This is a genomic window from Streptomyces sp. NBC_01431, assembly GCF_036231355.1.
Classification (GTDB): domain Bacteria; phylum Actinomycetota; class Actinomycetes; order Streptomycetales; family Streptomycetaceae; genus Streptomyces.
Genome location: NZ_CP109496.1, coordinates 2,749,689 through 2,767,542, shown reverse-complemented (window position 1 = coordinate 2,767,542; position 17,854 = coordinate 2,749,689). Strand labels below are relative to the sequence as shown.

At 67.8% G+C, this 17,854-nt stretch carries 7 protein-coding genes, 2 rRNA genes and 1 pseudogene; 4 read left to right on the top strand and 6 right to left on the bottom strand.

What is annotated here, in order from left to right; genetic code table 11:
* Positions 1 to 55 precede the first annotated feature (55 nt).
* On the top strand, positions 56 to 1,138 hold the full coding sequence (gene ku, locus OG522_RS12530) for a non-homologous end joining protein Ku (protein ID WP_329463046.1): 1,083 nt from the start codon (positions 56 to 58) through the stop codon (positions 1,136 to 1,138).
* A 159-nt stretch (positions 1,139 to 1,297) separates the two neighbouring features.
* Positions 1,298 to 1,507: pseudogene (locus OG522_RS12525) on the top strand (SpoIIE family protein phosphatase); the annotation flags it as partial.
* Between the two features lie 10 nt (positions 1,508 to 1,517).
* On the opposite strand, the gene OG522_RS12520 reads toward OG522_RS12525, so the two are convergent.
* The 6 genes from OG522_RS12520 to OG522_RS12495 form a co-directional block, all read right to left on the bottom strand.
* A complete protein-coding gene (locus OG522_RS12520) occupies positions 1,518 to 2,939 on the bottom strand; it encodes a DUF6177 family protein (protein ID WP_329463045.1) in 1,422 nt (473 codons plus the stop codon).
* The gene (gene eccCa / locus OG522_RS12515; RefSeq protein ID WP_329463044.1) at positions 2,936 to 6,943 is read right to left on the bottom strand and encodes a type VII secretion protein EccCa; all 4,008 of its coding nucleotides are present in this window, start codon (positions 6,941 to 6,943) and stop codon (positions 2,936 to 2,938) included. Before eccCa ends, OG522_RS12520 begins: the two co-directional genes overlap by 4 nt.
* A complete protein-coding gene (locus OG522_RS12510) occupies positions 6,940 to 8,679 on the bottom strand; it encodes a hypothetical protein (RefSeq protein ID WP_329463043.1) in 1,740 nt (579 codons plus the stop codon). The genes eccCa and OG522_RS12510 overlap by 4 nt, the downstream gene beginning before the upstream one ends.
* Before the next feature lie 20 nt (positions 8,680 to 8,699).
* Positions 8,700 to 10,064, bottom strand: coding sequence for a type VII secretion integral membrane protein EccD (eccD, locus tag OG522_RS12505; protein ID WP_329463042.1), 1,365 nt, complete (start codon positions 10,062 to 10,064; stop codon positions 8,700 to 8,702).
* Positions 10,065 to 10,077: 13 nt separating this feature from the next.
* Complete coding sequence (locus tag OG522_RS12500; protein WP_329463041.1) at positions 10,078 to 10,389, bottom strand: hypothetical protein; 312 nt, start codon at positions 10,387 to 10,389, stop codon at positions 10,078 to 10,080.
* A gap of 64 nt (positions 10,390 to 10,453) precedes the next feature.
* The gene (locus OG522_RS12495; protein ID WP_329463040.1) at positions 10,454 to 11,431 is read right to left on the bottom strand and encodes a pentapeptide repeat-containing protein; all 978 of its coding nucleotides are present in this window, start codon (positions 11,429 to 11,431) and stop codon (positions 10,454 to 10,456) included.
* 1,417 nt (positions 11,432 to 12,848) lie between these two features.
* Here OG522_RS12495 and OG522_RS12490 point away from each other — a divergent pair.
* Together OG522_RS12490 and OG522_RS12485 are read left to right on the top strand one after the other, a co-directional pair.
* Positions 12,849 to 14,374 (top strand): 16S ribosomal RNA (locus OG522_RS12490).
* Between the two features lie 300 nt (positions 14,375 to 14,674).
* A 23S ribosomal RNA gene (locus OG522_RS12485) occupies positions 14,675 to 17,799 on the top strand.
* Together the 16S and 23S rRNA genes form the textbook arrangement of a ribosomal RNA operon.
* Positions 17,800 to 17,854: the final 55 nt, after the last annotated feature.

Below are 17,854 nucleotides of genomic sequence, written 5' to 3'. Positions count from 1 at the left end.
TGAGAGTCCCACGAACCACACGAACCACACTCCTCGGGGACGAAGAGGAGAAACCGTGCGATCAATCTGGAACGGTGCGATTTCGTTCGGCCTGGTCAGCATCCCGATCAAGCTCGTGAATGCCACCGAGAACCATTCGATCTCGTTCCGCCAGATCCACACGGCGGACGGCGGACGGGTCCGCTACCGCAAGGTGTGCGAGCTGGACGGCGAGGAACTCGACGCGGACGAGATCGGCAAGGCCTACGAGGAGGCCGACGGCTCGATGATCCCGATCACCGACGCCGACCTGTCGTCCCTGCCGCTGCCCACCGCCAAGACGATCGAGATCGTGGCCTTCGTTCAGGCCGACTCGATCGACCCGCTCCAGATGGACGCCGCGTACTACCTCTCCGCCAACGGCGTGCCCGCCGCGAAGCCGTACACCCTGCTGCGCGAGGCCCTCAAGCGGAGCCGGAAGGTCGCCATCGCCAAGTTCGCGCTGCGCGGGCGGGAACGGCTCGGCATGCTGCGGGTGGTCGACGACGTGATCGCGATGCACGGGCTGCTCTGGCCGGACGAGATCCGCGCGGCCAAGGACGCCGCCCCCGAGACCGACGTCAGCGTCCGCGAGGCCGAACTCGACCTGGCCGACGCCCTGATGGACACCCTCGGCGAGGTGGACATGTCGACCCTGCACGACGACTACCGTACGGCCGTCGAGGAACTCATCGCCGCCAAGGCGGACGGCGCCCTGCCCGCCAAGGAGGCGGCACCGGCCCCCGGCAGCGGCAAGGTCATCGACCTGATGGCCGCGCTGGAGAACAGCGTCAAGGCGGCGAAGGCCTCCCGCGGCGAGGGCGAGGAGGGCGGCGGCGAGTCGGTCGCCGAAGTCACCCACCTCGGCTCGCGCAAGTCCGCGCCCGCGAAGAAGACGGCGCGCAGGACCGCCACGAAGACCGCCACGAAGACCGCGGCGAAGAAGTCCGCCCCGGCGAGGAAGACTGCGACGAAGGGCACGGCCGCGAAGAGCACGTCGGCCAAGAAGTCCGCCGCGGCGAGCCCGAAGTCCACCGGCGCGAAGAAGTCCACGGCGGCCACCGCGAAGAAGACGGCGGCGAAGAAGCCCCAGTCCCCGAAGAAGCGCGCCAGCGCCTGACCGCGCCCGGCCAAGAAGCGCGCCAGTGCCTGATCGTGCCCGGCCGAGCAGCGCGCCGGTGCCTGACCGCGCCCGGCCAAGAAGCGTGCCAGTGCCCGACCGTGCCCGGCCGAGCAGCGCGCCGGTGCCTGATCGTGCCCGGCAAGTAACTCCCCACCGCCTCACAACCAGCTCCTGCTCTACACCGACGGCGTCACCGAGGCCCGCGACCGGGCGGGCACCTTCTACCCGTTGGGCGCCCGCACCCCGCTCCTGAAGGACCCGGCCCCGGAAGCCGCGCTTGAGGCCCTGCGGCGCGACCTGATGCAGCACACGAAGGGCCCGTTGCGCGACGACGCGGCGATGCTGCTGCTCCGCCTTCGCGAGTAGCGCTGGGGCGCTACCGGGCCGAGCCGCTCTCCAAGTGGGCCGTCAATTGCTCCAGCATCGGCCACGTGCCCGCGTCCGTCCCGTCGCCCAGCGCGTAGTGGAGCGCGGGTTCGGCCGCCGGGCCGAGTGGGGTGGGGCGCAGGGCCAGCGGGGGCCGCTGGGCGTGGGCCAGGCCCGCCCGGCGCACGCCGTCCGCGCCCAGCGTGTAGGACACCGGGATCGGCGGCGCCTCGAAGTGGGCCGGAATCGCCAGGTCGCGGCGGGCCCGGCGCAGGGAGACCAGCATGTTGGTCAGGCCGTGTCCGGCGGCCAGCGTCTTCGCCAGTTCCTGGGCCGCCGCCAGCGGGGGCGCCTCGTCCGCGCCGTACCCGAGGGTGAGGGTGGCGTCCGCCGCCACGCCCCGCTCGACGCGGGTGACCCGGAGCCCGGCGAGCGCGGGCCGCGCGGGGTCGCCGACGGCAAGCAACTGGGTGGGCTCGGGGGCCCGGTCGCGGGCGAGGTCCGTCAACTGCCGTGCGGACCAAGGGAGGTTGACGGGCTCGGCGGTGCCCCAGCCGACCGGACCCGCGCCGGTCAGCGTCTGCCAGGCGGTCTCCAGGGCGCGGCCGAGCACCAGGTTCTCGTCCGCGTTGTGCACGGTGCGGAACGCGACGATCAGCTGCCGTTCGGAGGTGAGCGCGGGCGCGCTGAACGCCTCGGCCACCACCGCCCCGCCCGAAGCGTCCCGGGCCGGCGCGAACGTGCCGTCCTGCCAGCGCAGCACCGCCCCGGAAAGCCCGTCGTAGTAACCGCAGTCGGGGTCCTTGACCACCCAGCGGTTGGGGACGCCGGTCAGTGCCGTACGCAGCGGAAGGCTGAGCCGCACCCCCGGCGGCGTCACGATCTGAAGGGCGCGGCGGCTCTCGGTGGTGGCGCGCAGGATGTGCGAGAGCCAGGCGCTCAGCGCGATGACCGGCCGGTCGCACATGACGACCGCGGTCGACTCGGTCAGGACGTCCACCGTCGGATGGGCCCCGCCGGACACGGGCCGGGCGGTCACCTCGCCGTCCTCGGCGACCGGAACGACCTCCGTGCTCGCGGCGTCGGGCGGCCAGGCGCTGCCGCCGAGCAGCATGGTGAGCCGCCCCGCCACCGAACCGGCGAGCCGTTCTGCCTCGGGCAGCGCGGTGGACGCCCGTATCTCCGTCCACCAGAACGGTCCCTCGGGGGAGGGGACTTGAGCGCCCAGGAGGCGCTCGGCCTCACCGGGCACCTGCACGAGCAGCGGCGCTTCGAGGGAGACGAGCGGCCGTCCGTCCGCCGTGCAGAGCTGCACCACCGCCCCGTCGTGCCCGGTGTCGACGGTGAGGCCGGGACCGCCCGCGTACAGCCCGGCCAGCAGGGCCCAGGTGTCGGGCATCTTCGGGGTGAGGGCGATGACGTCCTTGGTCACGAGTGCTCTGCCTCTTCCGGCTGGTGCGCGAGGGCGGTCTGGACGAGCTGGTGGCGGCGGCCGCGGCGGACCAGGAACCCGCGGCCCGGCGGCTGCGCGGACGCGTACAGGCCCGGGAACAGCTGGCCCTCGGTACGGTCGCCGGTCATCACGAGCGCGGCGGTTCCGGTCTCGCGCAGGGTGGTCAGGAACGGTTCGTACAGCGCCCGCGAGGAACCCGCGACGCGGCGGGCCACCACGAAGTGGAGCCCGATGTCCTGCGCGGACGATATGTACGGCAGGAACGGCGCGAGCGGCTGCTGGCCCGCGGTGGTGAGGATGTCGTAGTCGTCGACGAGGACGACGATGCGCGGCCCACTGAACGACGGGCCCTCCGGCAGCGCGTCGTGGTCGACGCTCTCGTCCGGGAGGCGCTTGTCCAGCTCGGTGGCGATGCCCGACGCGAGCCCGACGCTGATCTTCGCGTTGTGCGCGTAGCCCCCGCGGTACGGCTCGGGCACCACCCCGCGCAGCCCGCGGCGCGGGTCGAACACGGCGAAGACCAGTTCCTCGTCGCTGTAGCGGGCGGTGAACTGCTGGGCGATGAGCTTGAGCAGATTGGTCTTGCCGCACTCGTTGTCGCCCAGGATCAGCAGATGCTGGTCGTGCTCGAACAGGTCGAGGAGCACGGGGTCCAGCGCGTCCTGGTCAAGCGCGATGGGGATCCGCCTCGGCTCGGCGGCCACCGAGGGCAGTCGCTGCGCCGGCAGCCGGGTCGGCAACACCCGTACCGGGGAGGCGAGTTCACCGTGCCAGGTGGCCTTGATCGTGCGGGCCGCGTCCTCCAGGGCGGGGCCGAGATCGGTCGCCGAGGCGACCGAGTCGGTGCGCGGAAGGGCGGCCTGCGCGAACAGCTTGCCCTGGGTGAGCACGCGGCCCGGGGTGTCCACGGCGAGCGTCTCGGACAGCTTGCGGTCGATCGCCGAGTCGGACGGGTCGTTGAGCCGCAGCTCCAGCTGGGTGCCGAACATCGACTGGGTGGCGATCCGCACGTCGTTCCAGCGGAGCATGCCCGCCACGATGTGGATGCCGTAGCCGCTGCCGCGCTTGAGCAGGTCGGCCACGTCGTCGTCCAGGTCGGCGAACTCGTCGCGCAGCGCGCCGTACCCGTCCACGAGCAGCACGACATCGGTCGAGCCGAGCTCGGGCAGCCGACCCTGCGCGCGCAGGCTGCGCAGCTCGTCCACCGAGTCGATGCCGTGCTCGCGGAACAGCTCCTCGCGGGCGGCCAGCATGGCCCGCACCTCGGCGACGGTGCGCGCGGCCCGCTCGTGGTCGGCGCGCCCGGCGATACCGCCGACGTGCGGAAGCCCGGCGAGCGCCGCGAGACCGCCGCCCACCAGGTCGAGCCCGTACAGCGCGACCTGGGCCGGAGTGTGGGTCAGGGCGAGCGAGAGCGCGAGGGTGCGCAGCAGGGTGGTCTTGCCGGACTGCGGGCCGCCGATGACGGCCACGTGCCCGCCGGCCACCGTCAGATCGAGCGTCCAGGGCCCCTGCCACTGCCGGCCCGGATCGTCCAGGAGGCCGAGCGGCACCCGCATCGCGCCGGGGCGGTGACTGAGCTGGAGCCCGCGCTCGGAGACCTGGAGCGGCCCCGCCGCCGCATCGAGACTGATGGCCTCGGGCAGCGGGGGCAGCCAGATCCGGCGCACCGGCTCGGCGGCCGCGCACAGCTGGTCGACCATCGTCGACATGACGGTCGGCCCGGTCTCCCGCTCCCGCATCGCGGGTTCGGCCACCGAGTCCGAACCCTCTTCCTCGCCAAGGGAGTTGAAGGTTCCGTACGGCCAGGCGAGCGGAGCGTCGTCCTGCTGCTCCAGGACGGCGGGACCCCGGTAGGCGCCGGAGACGTACCCCGCCTTGAAGCGTTCGTACGTCGAGGTGTCGACCTTCAGATAGCCGAAGCCCGGCAACGGCGGCAGATGGAAGGCGTCCGTCGTGTCCAGGACCGTGCGCGACTCGTCGGCGGAGAACGTACGCAGGCCGAGCCGGTAGGAGAGGTAGGTGTCGAGACCCTTGAGCTTGCCGCCTTCGATGCGCTGGCTCGACAGGAGCAGGTGCACGCCGATGGAGCGGCCGATCCGGCCGATCGACAGGAACAGGTCGATGAAGTCCGGCTTGGCGGTGAGGAGTTCGCCGAACTCGTCGATCACCACGAACAGGTGGGGGAGCGGTTCGAGCTCGGGCCGCTCGGCGCGCAGCGCCGCGTAGTGCCCGATGTCCGCGACGTTGCCCGCGTCCTTCAGGACCTGCTGACGCCGCTTGACCTCGCCCGCGAGGCTCGTGTGCACGCGCTCCACGAGACCCGCCTGGTTCTCCAGGTTGGTGATCACGCCGGCCACGTGCGGCAGTTCGGCGAACGGCGCGAAGGTGGCGCCGCCCTTGTAGTCGACCAGGACCAGCGCCAGATCCTCCGGCGGATGCCCGGCGACCAGCGCGAGCACCAGGGTGCGCAGCAGCTCGCTCTTGCCGGAGCCGGTCGCGCCCACGCACAGCCCGTGCGGGCCCATGCCCAGCTCGGAGGACTCCTTCAGGTCGAGCAGCACCGGCTGGTGACGGTCGTCCAGACCGATCGGCACCCGCAGGAACGCCCGCTCGCCGCGCGGCGCCCACAGCCGGGCGACGTCCAGGGCCGCCGGATCGTCGATGCCGAGCAGCTGCGGAAAGTCCACCGGACCGCTCACCGGAGTGCCCTCGGCCACCGACTCGGCGGAAAGGCGCAGCGGCGCCAGCATGCGCGCGAGCCCCTCGGCGCCGGCCCGGCTCACCTCGTCGGACAGGCCGTAGGACACCGGCGGCGTCGGGTTGGCGGGGTCGCGCAGGTCCTCGACCGTGATCCGGTCGCCCTCCACGCTGATCCGGACGCTCACCTGGTCCGGCTCGTGCACCTGCTGCTCAAGGAGGTGCAGCACCGTCACGCCCATGTCGGTGAGACCGACCGCCGTGTCCGGGAGCGGCAGTTCATCGGCCGTGGCGCCGAATTCGTCGCTCACCACGAGCAGCCGGTCGATCATCCGCAGCGCGTCGCGGTCCGACAGACCCCGCCGCACCTCCGCCGCGTACGACGCCCGCTGCCGCAGATCCGTCCGCATCAGCCGGGCCAGCTGCGGCATGCTCGGCGCGATGCGCCGCGCGGCCACCGGCCCGTCGCTCTCCAGCGCGTCCAGCACGTGGGGCAGCCACTTGGCCCACTCCCAGTCCTCAAGGCGCTCGCCGGGCACACCGAGCGCGATCGCCAGATCGTCCGGGGCGTGCGTCACGGCCGTCTGGACGAGCAGCGCCCGCGCCACCCGCAGCACGCCCTCGCGGTCACCGACCACGCTCACGTTCCCGGCCCGGTCCAGCGGCACCGTCAGCGGCGACTCGGTGGCCGTGGCGTACCGGGCCACCAGCGCCCGCGCCTCGTTCAGCATGAACGGGTCCGGCGGAGTCAGTACGCCCCCCGTGCTGTTCTGCCCGATGGACAGCTCCTGCGTCGGTACGGTGCCGGTGCCCACCCGCACCCGCAGGAAGTCGGCGTCGCCGCGCCGCCGCTCCCACAGCCGCGCCGGATCGCGCACCAGGTCGTACAGCGCCTGCGGCGGCGGGTTGAGCAGCCGCAGCTGCTGCCGCGACTCCCGCTCCACGGCGCCGAGTTCCTCGCGCTGCTCCTCCAGGTATTCGAGGTAGCGCTCGCGCTGGGTGCGCCGGGTGCGCTGCGCCTTGCCCCGCTGGGACAGGAACAGGGCGATCGCGCCGAGCAGCGCCACGACCAGGACGATGGCGCCGAGCCCAGCGAACTGGCTGTTGCGGATCACCGTCATCATGATGACCGAGCTCATCACTCCGGCCATCGGCAGCAGCGCGGTCGCGGCGCCGCCCGTCTTGCCCTCGGGCAGGTTCGGCGGCGGTTCGACGGCGCGCGGCGCCGGGGGGGCGGCCGGGCGGGTGGAGCGGGCCGGGCGGTGGATCTGATGCAGCGTCATCGCACCCGTACCGCCCTTTCCATCGCCTCGGCGGCCAGCGAAACGGCGGCCTGCCGGGTCGCCCGGCCGAGCAGTGCGGTCTGGATGGGGCCTCCCTGGGCCAGATGCCGGTCGTAGGGGACCGGCAGCACGGTGACGCCCGCTTCCCGCAGATGCGCGGTGGCGGCCTTCAAGTCCAGTGTCATGTCGGGGGAGTTGGCGGTGAGCGCGACGACGGTCGTGGCCAGCGCCCCGTGCGGAAGCCGGCCGAGCCAGTCCAGGACGACGCGGGTCGAGCCGACGCCCTCCGCCGTCATCGGAGCGACCACGATCCGCGCGTGCGCGGTGTCCATCGCGGTACGCGCCACCTCGCCGGGCAGCGTCTCGCAGTCCACCACGGTCACCGCGAAGTAGCGGCGCAGCGCGAGGGTCACGGTGCGGTACGTCTGCATGCTCAGCGGTGCGCCGAGGCGGCCCTGGCTCGCGGGCAGCAGCCAGCCGCCGTCGGCGACCGGCACCAGATAGCCGGTGACGTCGGTCAACTGCATGGCGGGGGTGAGGAGTTGGGCGAGGTCGGCGCAGGACCAGCGGACCGACTCGACGCCGAGCCGGACCGGGAGCGTGCCGAGCGCGCCGTCCGCCTCCAGCGCGAGCACGGGATCGTGCCGGTAGTGGTTGAAGCTCCGGGCGAGCAGAGCGGCGACGGTGGTCTTCCCCACGCCGCCGCGGATGGAGGTGACCGCGATGACCCGGCCGGTCGTCACGGGCTGCTGCAACTCCCGCCCGATCCGGGTCTCCTCGGCCACGTCCTGCGCGGCGGACGAGGTCAGCTTGCGCACCGTCCGCCCGGCCCGCTTCGTCGCCGAATCCCCGTGCACGGCCTTCCCGAGCGCGACAGCGAGCCGCGGATCGACGGTGGGCACGGACTCGGGCGCGGCCATCGGCACGGCGGCGTCCCGCCCCCCGGGGACCCGCAGCTCGGGCAGGGTGGCGGGCCGCCCCTCCGAAGCGCCGTACAAGGAGGCGTCGCGGGCAGCCGCGATGGCGTCGATGCCGGGCGCCGGCTGAAGAACACCGTGCCCCGCGGGGGAGCTGGGCTGCGGCGAAGCCGGGCGGGGGCCCCCGCCCGGCCGCGCGTCGTGGGGGCCCGCGGTGCCGGGGTGGGGGGAGGCCGGGGCCGGGTGGGGATCTGTACGGGGTGCGGCAGGGGCGGCCCAGCGCTGGTCCGGGTGAGGGGGTCCGGGGGTGGGTGCCGGGTGGTTGGTGTGCTGGGACGGCTGGCCTTGGCGGGAGTCCGCGGCATGGGCCGTCGCGGGCGCTGCGGTGCCGGGGTGCGGGGAGGCCGGGTGCTGGCGGGGGTCGGTGACCGGATCGCCCATGCCCGCCGCGGGCGAACCCGAACGCGGCTCTTGGGACGCGGACGCGGACGCGGATGCGGACGCGCCGCGCGGTTCGGCCCGGGGTATCCGGAAAGTGCCCTCCGCCGGGCCCGCGTATGGCTGTCCGGTCGGCGCCACCGGGTTCCCGGCGTACGGCTGTCCGGCCGGTGCCGCCGAGTTCCCGGCGTGCGGCTGGGCATCGGGATGCGTCGGGCCGCCCGCGTGCGGCTGTCCGGTCGATTCCACCGGGCCACGCGCGTGCGGCTGGGCATGGGGATCCGTCGAGCCACCCGCGTGCGGCTGCGCGTCCGGCTCCGCCGAGCCCCCCGCGTTCAGCTCGCGCAGCACATCGCGCTGCCAGTCCTCGCCCACAGCCACATCCCGACCCTTACGCATACTTACGCGAACGTGCCGAGCAGACGCCCGTACACCCCGAACACCCCGAGCACCAGCGGGAACAGCGCGATCACGCCGACCGATTCCAGCGCGTCGCCGAACCGCCGCAGCCGGACCCGTACATGGTCCGCGGGCTGGATGACGAGGATCGCGACCGGGACCACCGCGAGGACCACGAGCAGCGCCAGCGGGCCGAACGCACCGGTGCGCTCCCACCAGACCCAGGCCAGCCGCCCGGCCACCGCGGCCGCGGCCGCGAACAGCCCCACGACCTCGGCGACCAGCGGATAGGCCCGCGCACGCAGGGCCAGGACCACGGCGACGACCGAGGCCAGCGGCACCGTCCACACCGTCGGCGTGCGCAACACCAGGATCCCGGCGACCGCCGCACAGCCCGCCACCACCACCGTGGCGAGCGCGAGCCCGCGGTGCGTGGCCGCGAGCGCGGTCGACACCTGGTAGCGGCTCACCGAAGCCCCGCCGGAGCGCCGGTCGTCGAGACCCGAAAGCCCGGACGCCATCAGGGCCACCCGCGGCAGCACCCCGAGCACCACCGCCGCCACGATCACCACGATCGCCCCGGCCCGCGCCTGCCCGAGCGCCGTGCCCGCGCCCGACTGCGAAGCGATCACGGCCTCCCAGCAGAGCGCGGCCCCGGCGACCGCACCGGCGCCGATCAGCCCGCCCCGCCCGAGCGGCGAGAAGACCCCGAGCAGCGCGAACGCCAGCACCCCCGCGCCCGCGACCGCACCGAGCCGGGCCCCGCCCGGCCAGCCGTACGCGTCGGCCAGTGTCCACGCCCCGAGCACGCCGAGCACCCCGGCCGTGACGATCAGCGTGGTCGCGGGGCCGCGCTGCCCGGTGCGCCCGAGCACCGCCCCCACGACCGCCGCGACCGCGGCCACGGCCAGCAGCACCGAGCCGACGGCCGACAGTGCGAACTCCTCGCGCGCGAGCACCCCGGCCGCCAGCGCCCAGCCGACCGTGGCGAGCCCCGCCACAGCACGCCGCGCGGCGGGCCGCCAGCGCCAGGCCCGTACGTCCAGATCGTCCGCGGCCTCGTCGGTGACGTCGTGCACCACCGGCGCCGAAGGCGCGTCCTCGACCCGCACCAGACGCAGCACCGCCCCGTCCGGTACACCCGCCGAGGCGAGCGTCGAGTCCTGGGCGAGTACCGAACCGTCGGCCGTCGTCAGATGGCGCAGCATCGGCCGGCCACCCGGACCGTCGCCGAGCAGCCGCATGATTTCGGGCAGCAGCAGCCCAATTGACTCTTCGGACGGCAGAACGAGATCCACCCGACGCTGTTCCCCGACCAGAGTGACCCGGCTCAATGCCGTACGGCTCAGAGATCCCGTAGCTATCACGCGTGCGAACCTATCATCGGGCCGAAGACTTCACGGCGGGCGAAGAAGCGGGAGGAGAAGAGAGGGGAGAAGGAGGTGGAGAAGAGGGCTGGACCGAAGTCCCGTACGGCGTCTTGCCGATGAGCTTGTGCGAAATGAACGACCAGCCGACGCACCCCGCGCACAGCACCGCCGCAATCACAATTCCGGCAAACACCTTGCCGAGGCGCTCGTCGACCGACCGCCGCCCCCGCTGCCCCCCGAACAGAAGGGCATCGCGAAGTCGCCGGCGTCGTACCGAAACCGACTCCAGCAATTGGCTGTCATAGTCCTGCGCGGCAGTCATGCCCGGCCAATCTCCCTCGAATTCTGCATGTGCCGCACGGCAGTTCTGCCGGTACGGTCCGGAATTACGGGCGCTCGCGGAGCTTCGCGGTCACCGCTTCGACAAAGGAGTCCGCTTCCTGCGCGGTGATCTCCACATGGTCGACCTCGTTGTGGCCGAGTTCGTAGAGCCGCAGGTACTCGGTCGGCTCCCACCTCAGATTCCGGGTGAAAGCCTCGTCGTACGCGACCCCGTCAAGAAAGCGGCGCCGGACGACGCCGCGCGGACTGCTCCGGGGATACCCCTCACTGATCTTCGCGTAGTACGTGATGTGCCGCGACGCCGGGTCGATCACCCGCACGTCCGCGCCCCGGTCGCTCAGCCACAACTCCATTGCCCGGCCGCCGATTTCGCTGCGCTGCCCGCCGCTCTCCAGCGCCATCGGCCCGTACACCGTGCCCGACAGACCCTCGACCACGGTGAGTTCGTCGACCACGACACGGAACGAGGTCTCCTTCACCACGGCTCCGGTGAGGTCCGCCCCTTGCAACAGCGTGTCGATCAGGGAGGCGGCGTTGAGCCGCGCGCCGCGGAGCACGGCGCCCCGGGCATCGGCCGCACACAGTTCGGCACTGCCCAGATCCGCCCCGCCCAGCTTCGCCCGCCGCAAAGAGGCCTCATCCAGCACGGCCTTCACGAGGCGGGCGCCCGTCAGATCGGCACCGTCGAGCACCGCGCCTTCCAGGTGGGCCCGGTAGAGGTCCGTGCCCACCAGCACCGCGTCGCTGAGCACGGTCCCGGCCAGCATGCCGCCGCCGAAGTCCGCCCCGGACAGGTCGGCCGAGGTCAGATCGAGCCCTGCGACACCGAGCAGGGAATCCGGCTGGTCGGCCCATTCGCGAAGCGCGGCCAAGGCCTCCGGATCCTTCGGCATGGCCCGGACGATCCGCGCTCCGCCCTCGTCGCGGATGCCAGACAACCCGATCACCCCACCCATGGTCTTCGACTGGACTTCGACAATTGCCCTGACATCGTCAATGGCGGCCTGATCGGCATTACGCATGTCCGGAATGACCACGCGCTTCCCGTTCCCGATCCGGTCCTCATCCCGCCGGACTCGATCCCATCCTTGCCCACCGGCCCGCCCCCGACAGCCGTCGACATCGCCTCAGCCGCATGCCCCGTCTTCTGGAGCACACCCGACACAACCGCCGGCGAAACATCCCAGCTACCCACCACACACCACCCCCTTCACACCAATTACCCGTGCTTACAAGCCACTTGAGGCAATCAGCCGATCGCGTCGACGGCGGCCTTCGCCTTGGACAGCGTCGAATGCGCCGTGCCGTCATTGAGCTCCAGCGTCGCGCGCACCAGGCGGACGATGTCGCGGACCTCGTTCGCGGCCTTGTTCCACCCTTCTGATGGTCAGTGACGCGCGCCGAAACGCACGGCGTCGAAGTTCGTCGACGACAGATCGGACAGGGTCGCGGACCCCATGTCGACCTTCACGCACACCCCCGAAACAGACACAGCAGACCCGAACGACGCGCATGCAACCCCGCGCGCCGTCCATGTGTACCCAATGCGGATTGCACGCGCAACGCACTGCCAGGACCTCCGGGACCTGCCGGAATCCCCGGGTTCGCAGGTGTTCGGACAGCTCGGGGCGGCGGCCCCGAAGGGATCGGTTACGAAGTTGGAACGGCAGGCCGCAGGGCATTGGCGGCATAGTTCAAGGTGTCCGACAAGCCGGACACACGCCTTGGTGGACGAGGCTGTCGGCCGCTCACTGGTGGGGCTGGAGAAGAGCGTGGGACGCCTGGCAAGGGTGGGGCGTGAAGGGCCCTCGGGCTCGTGTAGTGTTCTCCGAGTTGTCGCGGCGCCGGAACGGTTCCGAGGCAACCGTCCGCCGCAGGTTCTGCGGCAACCCAACTCAGCACGATCCCTCGACCGGGGTTGAATTCGGCATGCCGAATTCCATTTCCGATCGAGCCCGGAACCTCGGTTACGAGTCGCCGGAAAGATCCGCTAGAGTTCGGGACGTCGGAAAGGCCCAAGGGCCGGGAAGACACCCCGATTTCGACCGGGAATCAGGTCCGAAAGGATCTGATAGAGTCGGAACCGCCGGAAAGGGAAACCCGAGAGGGGGAACCGGAAAGGCACCGAGGAAGTCGGACACGAAAGCGTCTGATAGAGTCGGGAACACGAAATACCGAAGGGAAGCGCCCGGAGGAAAGCCCGAGAGGGTGAGTACAAAGGAAGCGTCCGTTCCTTGAGAACTCAACAGCGTGCCAAAAGTCAACGCCAGATTGACAACCCCGTATCCGTTTCGGCGGATCGAGGTTCCTTTGAAAAGTCCTGTTCCGCTCTTGTGGTGGGCAGGCAACAACACAGCGAGGACGCTGTGGACGACCGGCCTTATTCCGGCTTGGTCGTCCCGCTCTTACGTGATGTGTGCACCCGATAGCGGGTAAACATTCATGGAGAGTTTGATCCTGGCTCAGGACGAACGCTGGCGGCGTGCTTAACACATGCAAGTCGAACGATGAAGCCCTTCGGGGTGGATTAGTGGCGAACGGGTGAGTAACACGTGGGCAATCTGCCCTTCACTCTGGGACAAGCCCTGGAAACGGGGTCTAATACCGGATAACACTCCTCAGGGCATCTTGGGGGGTTAAAAGCTCCGGCGGTGAAGGATGAGCCCGCGGCCTATCAGCTTGTTGGTGGGGTGATGGCCTACCAAGGCGACGACGGGTAGCCGGCCTGAGAGGGCGACCGGCCACACTGGGACTGAGACACGGCCCAGACTCCTACGGGAGGCAGCAGTGGGGAATATTGCACAATGGGCGAAAGCCTGATGCAGCGACGCCGCGTGAGGGATGACGGCCTTCGGGTTGTAAACCTCTTTCAGCAGGGAAGAAGCGAAAGTGACGGTACCTGCAGAAGAAGCGCCGGCTAACTACGTGCCAGCAGCCGCGGTAATACGTAGGGCGCAAGCGTTGTCCGGAATTATTGGGCGTAAAGAGCTCGTAGGCGGCTTGTCACGTCGGATGTGAAAGCCCGGGGCTTAACCCCGGGTCTGCATTCGATACGGGCTAGCTAGAGTGTGGTAGGGGAGATCGGAATTCCTGGTGTAGCGGTGAAATGCGCAGATATCAGGAGGAACACCGGTGGCGAAGGCGGATCTCTGGGCCATTACTGACGCTGAGGAGCGAAAGCGTGGGGAGCGAACAGGATTAGATACCCTGGTAGTCCACGCCGTAAACGTTGGGAACTAGGTGTTGGCGACATTCCACGTCGTCGGTGCCGCAGCTAACGCATTAAGTTCCCCGCCTGGGGAGTACGGCCGCAAGGCTAAAACTCAAAGGAATTGACGGGGGCCCGCACAAGCAGCGGAGCATGTGGCTTAATTCGACGCAACGCGAAGAACCTTACCAAGGCTTGACATATACCGGAAACGGCTAGAGATAGTCGCCCCCTTGTGGTCGGTATACAGGTGGTGCATGGCTGTCGTCAGCTCGTGTCGTGAGATGTTGGGTTAAGTCCCGCAACGAGCGCAACCCTTGTTCTGTGTTGCCAGCATGCCCTTCGGGGTGATGGGGACTCACAGGAGACTGCCGGGGTCAACTCGGAGGAAGGTGGGGACGACGTCAAGTCATCATGCCCCTTATGTCTTGGGCTGCACACGTGCTACAATGGCCGGTACAAAGAGCTGCGATGCCGTGAGGCGGAGCGAATCTCAAAAAGCCGGTCTCAGTTCGGATTGGGGTCTGCAACTCGACCCCATGAAGTCGGAGTTGCTAGTAATCGCAGATCAGCATTGCTGCGGTGAATACGTTCCCGGGCCTTGTACACACCGCCCGTCACGTCACGAAAGTCGGTAACACCCGAAGCCGGTGGCCCAACCCCTTGTGGGAGGGAGCTGTCGAAGGTGGGACTGGCGATTGGGACGAAGTCGTAACAAGGTAGCCGTACCGGAAGGTGCGGCTGGATCACCTCCTTTCTAAGGAGCATTTCTTACCAGGTTCGCCTGGTCAGAGGCCATTTCGTCGGCAAACGTCCGGCGGTGGCTCGCTCATGGGTGGAACGTTGACTATTCGGCACGGTTCTTGAGGGTCACTAGTACTGCTTCGGCGTGGAACGTGAACCAGGAGGACCGGGCCGGGCACGCTGTTGGGTATCTGAAGGCACGGGCTTTGCCTGTTGGTCTTCGGTCGCCGGCCCCAGTGAACTCCACTGCATGGTGGGGGTGATGGGTGGCTGGTCGTTGTTTGAGAACTGCACAGTGGACGCGAGCATCTGTGGCCAAGTTTTTAAGGGCGCACGGTGGATGCCTTGGCACCAGGAACCGATGAAGGACGTGGGAGGCCACGATAGTCCCCGGGGAGCCGTCAACCAGGCTTTGATCCGGGGGTTTCCGAATGGGGAAACCCGGCAGTCGTCATGGGCTGTCACCCATACCTGAACACATAGGGTATGTGGAGGGAACGAGGGGAAGTGAAACATCTCAGTACCCTCAGGAAGAGAAAACAACCGTGATTCCGGGAGTAGTGGCGAGCGAAACCGGATGAGGCCAAACCGTATGCGTGTGATACCCGGCAGGGGTTGCGCATGCGGGGTTGTGGGATCTCTCTTTCACAGTCTGCCGGCTGTGAGGCGAGTCAGAAACCGTTGGTGTAGGCGAAGGACATGCGAAAGGTCCGGCGTAGAGGGTAAGACCCCCGTAGCTGAAACATCAACGGCTCGTTTGAGAGACACCCAAGTAGCACGGGGCCCGAGAAATCCCGTGTGAATCTGGCGGGACCACCCGCTAAGCCTAAATATTCCCTGGTGACCGATAGCGGATAGTACCGTGAGGGAATGGTGAAAAGTACCGCGGGAGCGGAGTGAAATAGTACCTGAAACCGTGTGCCTACAAGCCGTGGGAGCGTCGCTGTATGTGCTTGCACATACAGTCGTGACTGCGTGCCTTTTGAAGAATGAGCCTGCGAGTTAGCGGTGTGTAGCGAGGTTAACCCGTGTGGGGAAGCCGTAGCGAAAGCGAGTCCGAATAGGGCGTTTGAGTTGCACGCTCTAGACCCGAAGCGGAGTGATCTAGCCATGGGCAGGTTGAAGCGGCTGTAAGAGGTCGTGGAGGACCGAACCCACCAGGGTTGAAAACCTGGGGGATGACCTGTGGTTAGGGGTGAAAGGCCAATCAAACTCCGTGATAGCTGGTTCTCCCCGAAATGCATTTAGGTGCAGCGTCGTGTGTTTCTTGCCGGAGGTAGAGCACTGGATAGGCGATGGGCCCTACCGGGTTACTGACCTTAGCCAAACTCCGAATGCCGGTAAGTGAGAGCGCGGCAGTGAGACTGTGGGGGATAAGCTCCATGGTCGAGAGGGAAACAGCCCAGAGCATCGACTAAGGCCCCTAAGCGTACGCTAAGTGGGAAAGGATGTGGAGTCGCAGAGACAACCAGGAGGTTGGCTTAGAAGCAGCCACCCTTGAAAGAGTGCGTAATAGCTCACTGGTCAAGTGATTCCGCGCCGACAATGTAGCGGGGCTCAAGCGTACCGCCGAAGTCGTGTCATTCCAGCACATACCTCTAACGGGGGCTGGGATGGGTAGGGGAGCGTCGTGTGCCGGGTGAAGCTGCAGCGGAAGCTAGTGGTGGACGGTTCACGAGTGAGAATGCAGGCATGAGTAGCGATACACACGTGAGAAACGTGTGCGCCGATTGACTAAGGGTTCCTGGGTCAAGCTGATCTGCCCAGGGTAAGTCGGGACCTAAGGCGAGGCCGACAGGCGTAGTCGATGGACAACCGGTTGATATTCCGGTACCCGCTTTGAAACGCCCAATATCGAATCAGACGATGCTAAGCCCGTGAAGCCGCCCTGATCTCTTCGGAGTTGAGGGGAGTGGTGGAGCCGGTGACCCGGATCTGTAGTAGGTAAGCGATGGGGTGACGCAGGAAGGTAGTCCAGCCCGGGCGGTGGTTGTCCCGGGGTAAGGGTGTAGGACGTTGTCTAGGCAAATCCGGACAACACATAGTCTGAGACCTGATGCCGAGCCGATTGTGGTGAAGTGGATGATCCTATGCTGTCGAGAAAAGCCTCTAGCGAGTTTCATGGCGGCCCGTACCCTAAACCGACTCAGGTGGTCAGGTAGAGAATACCGAGGCGTTCGGGTGAACTATGGTTAAGGAACTCGGCAAAATGCCCCCGTAACTTCGGGAGAAGGGGGGCCATCACTGGTGATCCGATTTACTCGGTGAGCTGGGGGTGGCCGCAGAGACCAGCGAGAAGCGACTGTTTACTAAAAACACAGGTCCGTGCGAAGCCGTAAGGCGATGTATACGGACTGACGCCTGCCCGGTGCTGGAACGTTAAGGGGACCGGTTAGTGATCTTTCGGGGTTGCGAAGCTGAGAACTTAAGCGCCAGTAAACGGCGGTGGTAACTATAACCATCCTAAGGTAGCGAAATTCCTTGTCGGGTAAGTTCCGACCTGCACGAATGGCGTAACGACTTCTCGACTGTCTCAACCATAGGCCCGGTGAAATTGCACTACGAGTAAAGATGCTCGTTTCGCGCAGCAGGACGGAAAGACCCCGGGACCTTTACTACAGTTTGATATTGGTGTTCGGTTCGGCTTGTGTAGGATAGGTGGGAGACTTTGAAGCGGCCACGCCAGTGGTTGTGGAGTCGTCGTTGAAATACCACTCTGGTCGTGCTGGATGTCTAACCTCGGTCCGTGATCCGGATCAGGGACAGTGTCTGATGGGTAGTTTAACTGGGGCGGTTGCCTCCTAAAGAGTAACGGAGGCGCCCAAAGGTTCCCTCAGCCTGGTTGGCAATCAGGTGTTGAGTGTAAGTGCACAAGGGAGCTTGACTGTGAGACCGACGGGTCGAGCAGGGACGAAAGTCGGGACTAGTGATCCGGCGGTGGCTTGTGGAAGCGCCGTCGCTCAACGGATAAAAGGTACCCCGGGGATAACAGGCTGATCTTCCCCAAGAGTCCATATCGACGGGATGGTTTGGCACCTCGATGTCGGCTCGTCGCATCCTGGGGCTGGAGTCGGTCCCAAGGGTTGGGCTGTTCGCCCATTAAAGCGGTACGCGAGCTGGGTTTAGAACGTCGTGAGACAGTTCGGTCCCTATCCGCTGCGCGCGCAGGAACATTGAGAAGGGCTGTCCCTAGTACGAGAGGACCGGGACGGACGAACCTCTGGTGTGCCAGTTGTCCTGCCAAGGGCATGGCTGGTTGGCTACGTTCGGAAAGGATAACCGCTGAAAGCATCTAAGCGGGAAGCCTGCTTCGAGATGAGTGTTCCCACCTCCTTGAGAGGGTAAGGCTCCCAGTAGACGACTGGGTTGATAGGCCAGATGTGGAAGCCTCGTAAGGGGTGGAGCTGACTGGTACTAATAGGCCGAGGGCTTGTCCTCAGTTGCTCGCGTCCACTGTGTTTGTTCTGAAGCAATGAACAGCTGTCAGAGCCCC

Bases quoted from the DNA above. Each gene is read 5' to 3' on its own strand.
- OG522_RS12500 (WP_329463041.1), bottom strand. From the start codon at position 10,389: ATGACTGCCGCGCAGGACTATGACAGCCAATTGCTGGAGTCGGTTTCG.
- eccCa (WP_329463044.1), bottom strand. From the start codon at position 6,943: ATGACGCTGCATCAGATCCACCGCCCGGCCCGCTCCACCCGCCCGGCC.
- OG522_RS12495 (WP_329463040.1), bottom strand. From the start codon at position 11,431: ATGCGTAATGCCGATCAGGCCGCCATTGACGATGTCAGGGCAATTGTC.